At 45.8% G+C, this 13,033-nt stretch carries 8 protein-coding genes; 1 reads left to right on the top strand and 7 read right to left on the bottom strand.

Annotated elements, in window-relative coordinates; genetic code table 11:
- Positions 1–80 precede the first annotated feature (80 nt).
- A complete protein-coding gene (locus BTV99_RS02890) occupies positions 81–719 on the top strand; it encodes an HdeD family acid-resistance protein (RefSeq protein ID WP_075100865.1) in 639 nt (212 codons plus the stop codon).
- Positions 720–807: 88 nt separating this feature from the next.
- Here the strand turns inward: BTV99_RS02890 and BTV99_RS02885 are convergent, their stop codons facing one another.
- The 7 genes from BTV99_RS02885 to BTV99_RS02855 form a co-directional block, all read right to left on the bottom strand.
- The gene (locus tag BTV99_RS02885) at positions 808–1,911 is read right to left on the bottom strand and encodes a WG repeat-containing protein (RefSeq protein ID WP_075100864.1); all 1,104 of its coding nucleotides are present in this window, start codon (positions 1,909–1,911) and stop codon (positions 808–810) included.
- Between the two features lie 33 nt (positions 1,912–1,944).
- Positions 1,945–5,853, bottom strand: a complete 3,909-nt coding sequence (locus tag BTV99_RS02880) for an AAA family ATPase (RefSeq protein WP_075100863.1) — start codon at positions 5,851–5,853, stop codon at positions 1,945–1,947.
- A 99-nt stretch (positions 5,854–5,952) separates the two neighbouring features.
- Positions 5,953–7,566 carry an exonuclease SbcCD subunit D C-terminal domain-containing protein gene (locus BTV99_RS02875; RefSeq protein ID WP_256713715.1) on the bottom strand — a complete coding sequence of 538 codons (1,614 nt, stop codon included), beginning with the start codon at positions 7,564–7,566 and terminating at the stop codon, positions 5,953–5,955.
- Between the two features lie 142 nt (positions 7,567–7,708).
- A complete protein-coding gene (gene cobA, locus BTV99_RS02870; RefSeq protein ID WP_075100862.1) occupies positions 7,709–9,415 on the bottom strand; it encodes a uroporphyrinogen-III C-methyltransferase in 1,707 nt (568 codons plus the stop codon).
- Positions 9,416–9,661: 246 nt separating this feature from the next.
- Positions 9,662–10,300: a phosphoadenosine phosphosulfate reductase family protein gene (locus BTV99_RS02865; protein ID WP_075100861.1), complete on the bottom strand. Its 639-nt coding sequence runs from the start codon at positions 10,298–10,300 to the stop codon at positions 9,662–9,664.
- A gap of 66 nt (positions 10,301–10,366) precedes the next feature.
- The gene (locus BTV99_RS02860; RefSeq protein WP_075100860.1) at positions 10,367–10,963 is read right to left on the bottom strand and encodes a DUF934 domain-containing protein; all 597 of its coding nucleotides are present in this window, start codon (positions 10,961–10,963) and stop codon (positions 10,367–10,369) included.
- Entirely contained in the window at positions 10,956–12,647 is a 1,692-nt protein-coding gene (locus BTV99_RS02855; RefSeq protein WP_075100859.1) for a nitrite/sulfite reductase, read from the bottom strand. The genes BTV99_RS02860 and BTV99_RS02855 overlap by 8 nt, the downstream gene beginning before the upstream one ends.
- Between the last annotated feature and the right edge of the window lie 386 nt (positions 12,648–13,033).

Below are 13,033 nucleotides of genomic sequence, written 5' to 3'. Positions count from 1 at the left end.
GATGGACACAGTAGTCGCTACTATCCTTTATCATTCTCTTATTATTTATAACATCATAAAAGAGTGATAAAGGGGAGGTCATGAGTACGCATATCTTTAGAACCATTAGAAACTCAGTCAAACACTGGTATATACCGCTTATCGTTGGGGTGATTCTCATTGGGTTGGGGGTTTATACTTTTGTTTCGCCAGAAGCGTCTTATTTAGCGCTGGCTTTATTATTTAGTCTCTCGTTTTTGCTTTCAGGCATATTTGAGATCGTGTTTTCTATCGCCAATAAAGACGTGTTAGACAACTGGGGCTGGACACTGGGCTTTGGTATTTTGACATTGGCCGTTGGTATATTGCTGTTCATCAACCCCGCCATCTCTATAATTACTTTAGCGTTTTATGTCGGATTTTTAATTCTATTTCGTTCTATTAGCGCCATCGGTTATGCCGTTGACTTGAAGCGCTACGGCATCTCAGACTGGGGCGTGTTGATGCTGATCGGGGTGTTGGGATTAATATTCGCTTTTTTATTAATCTGGAATCCTATCCTCTCTGGCATGACAGTGCTTATTTGGACAGGTTTGGCGTTAATCACTAGTGGTGTTTTTAGTGTTTATTTTTCATTCAAGCTCAAAAAGCTGAATGATCTGCCCAATAAAATCTCTGATAGACTGCGTAATCAGATAGAGTTGGTGCAACAAGAAATTAATGAAGAGTTAAGAAGATAACCCGAAAACAGTCTTATGTTTTAAACCAAAGCCACCGCTAATGATTAGCGGTGGCTTTTTATTGGTTGAACTTAGTAAGTAGTTGAATTCACTCAAGGTCAATAAAATGCTCTAAACGCGGCATTTTTCCTTGCTTTTCAAGCAATACCTCATCCCCGTCATCACGATAACTGTTAAATTGTGGCGCCAACACCACGTCAGCTTTACTATTAACAAACCCAATCTTGCCAGCCTGTTTATAGGTATAGAGCTGATGGTATAACAGCTTACTAATAGGTGCGTCTGATGAGAGTCTCAGTTTGCCATGGGCATCAATAATTTGGGCGCTTTCGATATCGTCTTCAATATCCTCGCTCATGCCCTCGGCGCTACTGCCAGCGATCAAAGTACTGCGCAAAAATAATGGCACCTCATCATAGCTGTTAAACAACTCAATGTGTTGGTGGGTTGCCAGTGGAATGATGACATCGTTATTTTGGTCAATAAGTGCCGTTTTATCTTGTGAGCTGACTTGCATATATAAGGGGTCACCAGTACAAGCATTTAATGGGCGCATCGAATCGTACTGCGGCATCACTGCCCAATACCCTCTATCATCCAGCAGCCCTGTTAGCCCGTCCTTTGTAGTCACGATAAAATAGTCTTGATCATAATCAGGATCGTAGTGCGCATGCTGAATACGAGCATCAGCTAATGGATAAATCCAATTACCATGCCGATTGATAATGCCTTGCTTGCTGGTGTTTTCGCTATTGTCGGCGATGCCTGTAGTACCCACACTGACGATAAAGCTGGTGGCAATATCTGGCTCGATGTGAATCTGATCATACTTAAAAGGCACGATAATCTCGCCAGCAGCGTTTGCCACGCCATATTTACCTTGCTGTTTGGCCAGTAAATATGTGTCCATTACTATATAGGCATCGGTGAGACTATCTAAAACAACGTTGCCGTTTAGGTCTTGTAGCTGCTGCGACCCATCGGCTTGTTCAGTCAGTTTGCCAGCGAATTTAACATTGTTTTCGATACGCTCAAAATAACTGTTGGGTAAATAACCGGCACAGCTGATGGTGGCGTGAGCAGAAGTGAGCATACCGAAAGCGATCATAAAAGAAGCACACGCTGTTTTGAGGCTCATGCTTTTGATGGATAAGCGATCATCCTTGTTGGCTTGAGTTGGTGTTGCACTCATTTTAAAACCTACTATAAATTGCTGGTGTGTGGCTTAATGGCCAAGATGATAGCAGCCTTGTCCGCTGATTTGGCTAAAGCCGCCTGAGAGTTTTTCGACTTTGATTTGCGTCAAGATACGATCCTTTAACGCCTGTACGTGGGAGATGATTCCGATCAATTTACCTTCTTGCTGCAAATTGGTTAAAGTGTCGAGTGCAATATCAAGTGAATCCTCATCAAGCGTGCCAAAACCTTCATCCAAAAATAACGAATCGACACGGATATTATGACTGGCCATCTGCGACAGCCCAAGTGCCAGTGCTAGGCTGATGATAAAGCCTTCGCCGCCGGAGAGGTTTTTGGTGCTACGAACCTCACCGCCTTGGTAGTTGTCAATGACATTCAGCTCAAGCGGGTTGCTGTCGTCGTGAATCAGCAAATAACGGTCACTCATTTTTTGCAATTGCGTATTGGCATGGCCAATCATGACTTCAAACGTTAGGCCTTGGGCAAAGGTACGATATTTTTTGCCATCAGCCGACCCTATAAGCATATGCAGCTGCTGCCATACTTGTAGCTTTTGTCTTTGCTCATCAATGGCGATCCGCTGCGCCGCTTGTGCACTTTTTTGCTGCTCGTTGTCTTTAAGCTTTTGATCAATGGCACCGATTTTTTGGTTTAACTCGTCGATATCTGTTTGTATCTGCTGATATTGGTCAGCAAGGAGCTCTCGGCTTGCATCCGTCATAGGCGCAGCAAGACTTTGCGTCAGTGCTTGCTGCGTACTGTCCAGCTGCAGCTGAGCTTGATGCAGCGCAGTATCAATCGCTACTTTACGTTTATGTAGGGCGTCACGCTCCTCTTTGGGCAAGCGGGCTTTGACAAAAGCGGCTTCATCGACAAAATCGGACGCTGTGAGTAAGTCTGTAAAGATACTTTGCTGAGTGTTCAGGGTGGTCGTCGCCGACTGTAGCTCTGTTGCTAGCTGCTGCTCTCTACTCTTTAATTGTTCTAATGCCTGTTGTACGGTATCTAACTGCCTTTGCGCTACTCTTTGCTTATCTTTAGCAGCATCGACAGCATTGCGTAATTTATTTTCTTCATCATCTGTATCTTTATCTGCAAAAATCTCTGTTCTATCTTGTTTTAATTGTTCGATAGTCTTGGTCTTATGAGCAATTAAGCGCTCTAGCTCGTTGAGCGCTGTTTCATCACTGTGCAGCTGTGCTTGCTTGGTTTCAATCTGCGCAGTCAGGCCGCTTAAGGTGTTGGTCAGCTGCTGTTGGCTGTTTTTTTGCTCATTGAATTGTTGTTTTAACTGACTTAAAGCGCTGCGCTGTTGCCGCAGTTTTTCAATATGACGGTCATATGCTGCGCTGTCTATTACGGTTTGCTTATCAAAACTATGACCCAGCTGCGTAAGTGCGTCAGATAAGTCTGCCGTATTGAGCGCTGTGGTTAAGTATGCTTTATGTTGGTCCATGGGATACTTATTTACCAGGGCTGAAATGGTGCTCAGCAGAGGCGTTAATTCTGAGAAATTAGCAGTGATCTTATCTTTTATCCCATTAATTTTTTGTGAGTTAAGCTTAATGTCAGTTGTCAGGTTGTTAATGTCATGACTGACCGCTTGTTGCTTTTTTTCATCAGCTTCAATAGCCGTACTGAGTTTTGTCGCACTTTCAGTTAAATTGTCATATTCGATTACTATGGTTTTAAGAGACTGTTTATGTTCAGTTAGATCGTGTTTGGCGGTATCTAATAAGGATAAGCTAGGCTCTAGGTTCGCAGTAGCCGCATCAATGTTATCGTTTATCTGCGTAAGTGGGTCGATAATTGCTGCGATTGCTTCAGAGTGATTGTTTTTAGCCTCAAATAGCGAGGAAAGGTAAGCCTGAACATCACTGTGTAAGGTTTTGGCTTGCTGCTGTAGTGGCGCCAGCTGTTGCTGCTGGTTATTTAGCGTCTGTTTTTTGGTGGCATATTCGATATTGTGTTTTGATAACGCTTGCTCAAGGTTATCAATCACGGTCTCTAGTTCCGCTATTTTTTGCTGGGTGTGTTGCGTTTTAGAGGGTTGGTGTTGGCTGGTATCCTGGTGACTGCGGTCTAATAATGGATGATGCTTGCCATAAGGATGTTCAGTGGCGCCGCAAAGCGGGCAGGGCGTCCCATCTTCTAGTTCTGCGATGTAGTCTTCAAGCTTAGCGACCTTTTGTAGTAGACTCAGATGCTCTTGCTTTTCTTGCCGCTTGAGTTTGGCGTCTTGAATGTCTGAGCGATGCTCAGCAATGAGTCCTTCTAAGGTCGTTAATTCTTCATTGAGCGTCGGTAGTGAACGTTTGGTATTTGCGATTTGGCGGACAAGATCGGACAGCTTCTGTAACTTATAGCTGGCTTGGGCAATCTGGGTGTTGATTTGGTCGACTTGCTCTTGCTCATGACGCATACTTGCAAGCGATTGTTTTTCGATAAGTGCCGCTTGCTGCTGTTGTACGCTGGCAAGTTGCTCGCGTTGCTTGGTTATTAATAAACTATCTGAATCTTGTTGCTTAGACAGCTTATCGAAATCAGCTTGTAGCTGGCTGGCTCGATGGTCATACGCAAGTTTATCCGTAGTCAAGCCGACATTGTCATCCAGCAGCGTCTTTAGTCGGCCACAGCTGCTATCAAAGGTCGCCATATCGGTATCAAGGTCGTTTAGCTCTTTATAATCATCAAAATACTTTTCTAGACTGCCAAGCTGAGTCTTCGTCTCTTGCTCTGTTTGGCTGTGTCTGGCTATTTCTTGATGTAATCGTTGCGTATTATTGACTAAATCGTCTTTACGTTGCTTGTCGTTTGCCAAAGAGTGAGATTGCTGTTTTATCTCAGCATCCAATTCGCGTGTCTTTGCAATAACAGGCAGAGTAGTTTGCAGATTATCTGTTGCTTGTTTTTCAATGGTAGTGATATCGTTTAAATGGGTCGTAACTTGTGCAAGCACTGCTTGCTGAGATGGAATATTACTGAGTAATTGATGCTGTTCACTGCTAAGCCGATTGACCGTCTCTCGGCTATAGCCAAGCTTATGAAACTGGCTGTCAATCTCTAACGCTTTACTGGCTAGCTCCAAGCGCTTGGCCTCTGGAGTAAATTCTATCTGTGCATGCTGTGCTGCGGAAAAATCTTCTTGATAACTCGCAAGGCTCTGCTGTAGCTGCTCAACCTGCTCCAGCCACTGCAGCTGCTCACTTAGGGTTTTAAAGCGTTGGCGCTGCTTACTTTGTTGCTGGTTAAGCGTCTCAAGCTCTGCTGCCAATCGCTTTTCATCCTCAGAGCTCAGTAAAGATAGGCTGTCCACGCCTGCCTGTAGTTTGCCAAGCGTTTCTTTTTCAGTACGGTGTCTCTCATGGACATTGAGCGATATTTTGGCATAGATGGCAGTACCAGTGATTTTTTCTAATATCGCCGCTCTATCACCGATATCCGACTTCAAAAATGCGGCAAAACTGCCTTGAGCCAACATGATGGAGCGGGTGAATTGATTAAAATCCATACCGATAAGGTCTTGGATATAGGCGGATGTCTTGGACTTTTTTTCTTCTAAAATCTTGCCAGTTTTGACCTCGCTGATCTCATGTCTAATCGGTAATAAATTGCCCTTGGCTTTTTTGTGCGCACGATGCTGGTACCAGTAGCATTGATAACGTGTAGAGTCGATCTCGATGATGACTTCTGCTGAGCATTCACCTGTACCTTGGGTCATGATCTCGTTGGTTGAGCCGGTAATGTCGCCCAGTCGTGGCGTTTGGCTATAGAGTGCTAAACAAATCGCATCTAAGATGGTGGTCTTGCCAGCGCCTGTTTGCCCAGTAATGGCAAAGATGCTTTCATTCAAAAAAGCAGGATCACTAAAGTCAATGTGCCATTCGCCTTTTAGGGAGTTGAGGTTTTTTAGTCGCAGTTCAATCAGTCGCATGGGCAGGTCTTATTTTTAGATAGGTCTATAGAGTGGTTATCAAAATGATAGTAAAAAGCAATAAAGCAGTGAGTAGCGAGTAGTTGACATGAGCGGCTGTTATTCCGCCTGAGTGTCTTCATGACGCAGGTTATATATGATTTGCTGATAGGCTTCTCGCAGGGCGTTTTTTTGTTCATCTGCGACCTCGTTCAGAAGCAGACAGCGCTCAAATACCTCTTCCTCATCCAAGTCTTGTAGTGTCTCAGAGGTTTGCTGCTGGTTTAGCACTTTATTATAGGTACGGGTGTTTTTTATTTTTAGTACCTCACACGGCAACCCATCTACCATCGCTTGGATATGCTCACGTAACTCACTGACCAGCTCGTCACCTGTGTAAATCACTTCAAGCCAAACAGACTCCGTGTCATCTAAAGACTGAGTAGTACTATCAATCGCCTGTTGGATAGACTGTAGATCACCTGAGACTTGTGCCAATCTTTGAAATTTTGGAATGGATAGGGAGGTCACTTGCATCTGATTAGAATCATTACGGTACAGCATTTTATTAGTAGGAGCGACATCAATAGGCAGTAATTGATTGTGTTCGTCTTGACTAGCAGAAGCGCTTTCTATGACAGCAACTTTTGCCACCTCATCTTTATTGTCATTGGCCGACGGTTCGTCAAATCCAAACAAATCATCCATAAAGCCATTCTCCTGATTGGCTACTTTTTTAGCGGATTTTTCTACTGATTTTTCAATTGTGGCAACTGTACTGGGGATCTGAGGCACATTGATTGCAACAGTATGAGCAGCGGTATTGTTTGACGTTGGTTTTTTATCATTAAACACATTTTCTACTGCGCCAAACTGTATGAGCAACACTTGTTTTTGCTGGCGTGCCTCACCAAAACCCATGGCAATCGGCGAACCTGAATAGCGAATGGTCTCACGGCCGCCGACCCGCTGCGGGACATGCAAGTGCCCAAGGGCGACATAATCAAAGCCCTCATCAAACATATCAGCAGAGATCTTGCCGAGTGAGCCGACATAAAGCTCACGTACGCCGTCGTCTTCGGTTGTTGTGCCACCAGCTGCAAAAAGATGTCCTGTGGCAATGATAGGAATATGGCGTTGGTGTACTTCGGCCAATTCAGCTTGTTTTACTTTAGCAATGCTCGCAACGTCATCATAATGGGCGCGGATGCCTTTGATGACGTTGGCGTCTTTGCTATCGGCGGACTCACCAGCGGTGCTGCTACGGACATCACGATCACGCAGATAGGGCACAGCGGTGATGATGCAGTGCGGCGCGCCGTCCGTGTCATCTAATACCAAGACCTCATCGTTTAAGTCCTCGCAAGCGGTGCCAATGACATGGACGTTTAAAAATTTAAGCACATGACTTGGTGCATCCAAAAAAGTCGGGGAGTCATGATTGCCGGCGACGATGACGATATGCTGGCAACAGGAGCGTGAGACTCGACCCAAAAACTCATAATACAGCGCCTGCGCTCGGTTGCTTGGGGTCATGTTGTCAAAGATATCGCCGGCGACAATCAGTACATCTACGTGTTGCTCGCTAATGGCGGTTTCAAGCCAACCCAAAAACGCTGCAAACTCATCATAGCGCATACGACCATAGAGCCTGCGCCCCAAATGCCAATCGGAGGTATGTAAGATATTTAGAGGTTTTATAGGCATGGATTTGGTATCAGTAGGTGCGGGCATAATTGGGCTTAAAGGCAATGAGTAGAAAGCATTCATTCTAGCAAGAATTGGGGAGGTTTGCTGTGTTGCACGCACATAAAAAAACCCTGCCAATAACATATTGACAGGGCTATATTATAGTCCGTTCGAAATCAAGCAAACATTATCCAATTACCAATTGCTCTAAGCTTTCTTCTTGCTGAGCAGCCAAATTAGCGACCATAGAGAGCGCATGGGCTTGCTGGTCTATCGGTTTTTTTGCATCTTGGTCCGTGATAGCTGTTTCTGTACGTAACCAATTATCTTCTGTAGCGCCAGTATTTTTATTATGTTTGTTGTACCATGCCAAATCATCATGCAGCGCCACCACATCTCCCATGATAAGTAAGGCGGGCGTGGGCAGCTGGTTTTGTTCTTGCAGCTCCACGATACTCTCAAGCGTACCAGTCAATACTTGCTGATTGGGCATACTGGCATTAGAGACGATGGCAATCGGTGTCTCAGACGAGCGGCCAGCACTAATCAAACCTGTCGTTAAACGTGCCAGCGAATGTAGGCCCATATAAAATACCACGGTTTCATTGGTATCAAGTAAGTTTTCAAACTTCTCATTGGGCGCACCCGCCTTTAAAAACCCAGTGACAAAACGCACCGACTGCGAATGATCACGGTGGGTAAGGGGAATACCAGCATAGCTGGCGGCAGCGTTAGCAGCGGTGATACCTGGTACCACTTGATAAGGAACCCCATGCGCCCGCAAGCTTTCAATCTCTTCGCCGCCACGTCCAAAGATAAAGGGATCGCCACCTTTTAGACGTACCACACGGCGACCTTGTTTGGCGCTATTGATGAGCAGCTCATTGATACCCAATTGCGCGACCGCATGGTTGCTGCGTTTTTTACCGACAAACACTTTATCGGCATCACGGCGGCACAGATCCAATACTTGCGGAGAAACTAGGGCATCATAGTAGACGATGTCTGCTTGCTGCATCAGACGCAGCGCCTTAAACGTCAAAAGCTCTGGATCACCAGGGCCTGCACCGACGATATAGACCTCACCAACAATAGCAGTATGTTGAGTAGTCGTTAACTTATCTGTTGCTACAGGCGCAGAGGCCGATAGTGATTCTGTGCTGTGGCCCTGTGAATGCTGACTAGACGTTGTAGCAGGACTATTAGCAGGGTTATGGGCATCAGGGTCAACGCTATGATTAGCGCTATATTCAAGAGCAGCTACTGTACTTTCTAAATCTGCTTTTAGCTGGGTAGTGGCCTTACGCTCATTACCGGCAAACATCAGCTGACTGACCTGACCTTCAAAGGCACGCTCCCAAAACTGCCGACGGCCTGTCAGGGTTGGTATTTTACGTTTTACCTCACTACGAAACTCACCAGCCAGCTTGGCCAGCTTGCCATAGCCTTGTGGAATGAGGGTCTCAAGACGTGCCCGCAGTAAACGTGCCAGCACCGGCGCTTTACCGTTGGATGAGATACCAATCACAATGGGGTTACGATCGACGATAGCGGGGAAGATAAAGTCACATAAATGCGGGGTATCAACCACGTTTACCGGAATATTGAGCGCAGTGGCGTCAGCGTGAATTTGATGATTGAGCGTCTCATCATCCGTGGCGGCGATCATGACTCGTGCACCTGTCATATGGGATTTATCATAATTTTTATAAATCAGCTCGTGCTTATCGTCTGAGAGCAAGGCTTGTATCTCAGTGCTGATATCTGGCGCTAGAATGGTAATGGCAGCCCCAGCACGGCTAAGCAAATCTGCCTTACGCAGCGCCACATCGCCGCCGCCCACGATCAGTACCTTGCGGTCTTTTAGTTTAAAAAATAATGGAAAGGTGTTCATAGCATCACCAGCAATGTATTCAATGTCATAAAATATGCATCCATTATGAGGTATCACGCGCTACGTCTCATGCAGTGAATTGGCATTAGCATAGTCGTTTTTGTCATGTTGATGGTGATTTTTGGTGGAATGTGGCATAGAGGAGGGAATAGTGTTAAGAGCGCTTGCGACAAAAAGGCTCTCTTACAAGAGTAAAAGAGCCTTTTAAACAGAGCTTTTTAAACGATGAGTTACGGTAACGCTTGATTATAACTGCGTGTGCAAGCCACACTCGCGGTGCTCTTCTACTTTAGTCGGATCAAAGTAATCAAACTCGTTTGGTAAATTATGCTCAAGCAAATAGTCGTCTAAATCGCTATCGATTTTTTCAAATAACGGCGCTACTTTTAGCACGCCGTCTTTTGAGAGGCTAAGCACATCAAGTCCTTGACGGAACTCGGTTTGATCCTTGCGAATGGCATTGAACCAGACGTCAGGCTTTAGCTCATCGAGTGCACGGCGAAACGGCTCAAGTTTGACTTGCTCGGTGAACTTGTCGTGCTGCTCGTCATTGACACCCGGGATACCATTCATCGTGACATCACGGTGGGCAGCCGTCTGCTTAGGGATATAAGTAATGACATTGAGGTCTAAATCTTCGATCACTTTATTAGCAAAGCGGTAAGTGGCATCGGTGTTATAACCAGAGTCTACCCAGAGTACAGTGATATCAGGTTTTTGTTTGGCGACCAAATGCAAGATAGCAGACTCGTAAGGACGGAAATTGGTGGTGATGATTGGGTTTTTCGCTTGCGTCAGTGCCCATGCCACGATCTCTTCTGGTGATTTGCCTTGCAGGTCTTGATTGGCTTGGTCAATGTCTAGGTTTGGGTGTAACTGGCTCATAATACGTTCCTTAAATGGGATGGAGGTAATAAAAATTTAGAGAAAACTTAATAAAGGACTCAAAAACTAAGCACCGGCAAACATTGGCAGTGCGGCGGCGTTACGACCGTCATAACTGCTAGCAAGGGCGGTAAATGCTTGAGAGATATTAAAGTCCGACTGCAAGTCGTGTTCACTGAGCACAAAGCTGTCGACGCCCACGCGTAGTAAGTAAGCAATTTGATCACGGCCAAATGCGCCAGCGACCCGAATCTCTCCTTGATAACCCAGCTGGCGCAGCGTTTGAGCGAAGCTAAAGCCGCGACCATCCGCAAATTTGGGCACATGTATGACGATAAGCGTCTGCGTTAATAGCAGCTCACTCAGTGCGGTCAGCGCCTCTGTATCGGTATCCGCAGTCACCCATAGTCCAATACGGCTACTGTGCTGGACAATCAGCTCATACACTTCTTTCACCAACCCCGTTGCCAGTGCCCCTGAGCCGTCCAACAGATCGGCTAGAGGTACTAGCACATCAGGTTTTTCTTGTTTTTGTAGCAGCTCAAGTAGCGTAAGCTCTATCGAGGCGATACCATCTGGCAGCGTATCTGTGGTGAGAGCATGCCAGCTGTCTTGAGCGCTAATATCGACGCCGCTACTATCCAAAATATGGTGATTAGCCATAGACCTTCTCCTTAAAAGGATCAATTCCGACACGCTCAACCAATTCGCCAAAGCTCTCGACATCATTGTCCGTGGTGGCTCGCAGCTCGACATAGACATCGACGATCTGTTGAATGGTATCTGCCACCGCTTCGGTAGGGACGGAGCGGCCCAGTATTTTGCCCAGCTTGGCATCGTTACTTGAATTACCGCCAAGGCTGATTTGATACCAGTTTTCGCCTTTTTTATCGACGCCGAGGATACCGATATCGCCAGTATGGTGGTGGGCACAGGCATTGATACAGCCCGACATATTCAGACGAATATCACCAAGATCGTAGAGGTAATCCAAATCGCTAAACTGCTTTTCGATTTGCTCAGCGATATTGTGGGTGGTGGCATTGGCCAGCGAGCAATAGTCCCAGCCTGGGCAGACGATCATATCGGTTAAGGTATTGATATTGGGACGCGCCAGATGTAGGTCAGTCAGCTTTTGCCATAGCTCATACAGCTGATTGGTTTGCACGTCAGCGAAGACCAGGTTTTGCTGATAAGTGCCACGCAGCTCGCCAAAGCTGTATTGGTCCGCAAGGTCAGCGAGTGCGTCCATTTGGGTATGGGTGACATCACCTGATGGCACGTATTTACCATCGACGAGACCTGCCTTTAGGGAGATGACAATCGCTCGGTAGCCTGCAACTTTATGCGCCACCGTATTTTGGTTGTACCAATTGGCAAAGTCTTTATCCGCACTTAATTGCTGCTGCAAATCAGATTGCGCTTGCAGTGCATCAAATTCTTTATAATCAGGCTCACTAAAAAAACTGCTGGCATGTTCAAAGTTGGCATCTGTCAGCGTTAGCGGCCCATCTTTGGTATGCGCCTCCCACTCAGCATCGACCAATTTGGCAAAGGCAGGGCCGCCCAAGGTATCAACCAAAATTTTGATACGTGAGCGGTATTTACTGCCTTTATCACGGCGACCATGCAGGTTATAAACCCGCAAAATAGCGTCTAGATAGCTAAGTAGATGCTGACGGGGCAAGAATTTATTGATGACTTTGCCAAGCACAGGAATACGACCAAGACCGCCGCCGACCAAGACTTCAAAGCCAAGCTCGCCGTCTTCGTTTTTCTTGAGATGCAGACCAATGTCATGTACACGGGTGGCCGCACGATCATTTTCCGTGCCAATCACGGCAATCTTAAATTTACGCGGCAAAAAAGCAAACTCAGGATGAAAGGTTGACCACTGACGAATGATTTCGCAATACGGACGTGGGTCGGCAATCTCATTTTGATGAATACCAGCATAAGGGTCGGTGGTGGTATTGCGAATACAGTTGCCTGAGGTTTGGATAGAATGCATTTGTACTGAGGCCAGCTCTGCCAAAATATCGGGCACTTCTTCTAGCTTTGGCCAGTTCAGCTGCATGTTGGTACGGGTGGTAAAGTGGCCGTAGCCTTTGTCGTATTTGCGGGTAATTTCAGCCAATTTGCGCAACTGGTAGCTGGCAAGCAACCCATAAGGAATGGCGATACGCAGCATAGGCGCATAGCGCTGGATATACAGACCGTTTTGTAGACGCAGTGGTAAGTACTGCTCCTCGGCAAGCTCGCCTGCCAAAAAGCGCTCGGTTTGGTCACGAAACTGAGCGACTCGTTCTTCTACCAAGGTTTGGTCAGCGTAATTGTATTGATACATGACGTAATCTCAATTTTGTTTTAAACATAAATGCGGCGACGAAAATGATTTGCGTGTGTACTGTTTTTTTGTACTAAGTTGTGCGTACTAGGGCGTGTCTTTATTTCAAAAATGGTGATAAAAATGAGATAAATTGCGGACAAACAAGGAAAATAGCGCCGTTAATATCGGGATATTAACCAACTATTTGACGATGTTTGGCAAAATTTGGCCATTTTTAGCCCATTTAGATAACTATCGAGTGAATTGAAGACACGCCCTAAACTAAAAGGTGTCGCAAGGTCAATCATTGAATCATTGAGTGTCACATCATATAAGCTTGCCTCTATAAACATAAATTCCTTTAAGACATATCCATATCCAAAGTCAGCATAAATTTTCATAAT

The sequence above is a fragment of the Psychrobacter sp. Rd 27.2 genome (genome assembly GCF_001921755.1).
Classification (GTDB): domain Bacteria; phylum Pseudomonadota; class Gammaproteobacteria; order Pseudomonadales; family Moraxellaceae; genus Psychrobacter; species Psychrobacter celer.
This window is presented reverse-complemented; position numbering and strand designations above follow the sequence as displayed.

Bases quoted from the DNA above. Each gene is read 5' to 3' on its own strand.
- BTV99_RS02890 (WP_075100865.1), top strand. From the start codon at position 81: ATGAGTACGCATATCTTTAGAACCATTAGAAACTCAGTCAAACACTGG.
- BTV99_RS02885 (WP_075100864.1), bottom strand. From the start codon at position 1,911: ATGAGTGCAACACCAACTCAAGCCAACAAGGATGATCGCTTATCCATC.
- BTV99_RS02880 (WP_075100863.1), bottom strand. From the start codon at position 5,853: ATGCGACTGATTGAACTGCGACTAAAAAACCTCAACTCCCTAAAAGGC.
- BTV99_RS02875 (WP_256713715.1), bottom strand. From the start codon at position 7,566: ATGCCCGCACCTACTGATACCAAATCCATGCCTATAAAACCTCTAAAT.
- cobA (WP_075100862.1), bottom strand. From the start codon at position 9,415: ATGAACACCTTTCCATTATTTTTTAAACTAAAAGACCGCAAGGTACTG.
- BTV99_RS02865 (WP_075100861.1), bottom strand. From the start codon at position 10,300: ATGAGCCAGTTACACCCAAACCTAGACATTGACCAAGCCAATCAAGAC.
- BTV99_RS02860 (WP_075100860.1), bottom strand. From the start codon at position 10,963: ATGGCTAATCACCATATTTTGGATAGTAGCGGCGTCGATATTAGCGCT.
- BTV99_RS02855 (WP_075100859.1), bottom strand. From the start codon at position 12,647: ATGTATCAATACAATTACGCTGACCAAACCTTGGTAGAAGAACGAGTC.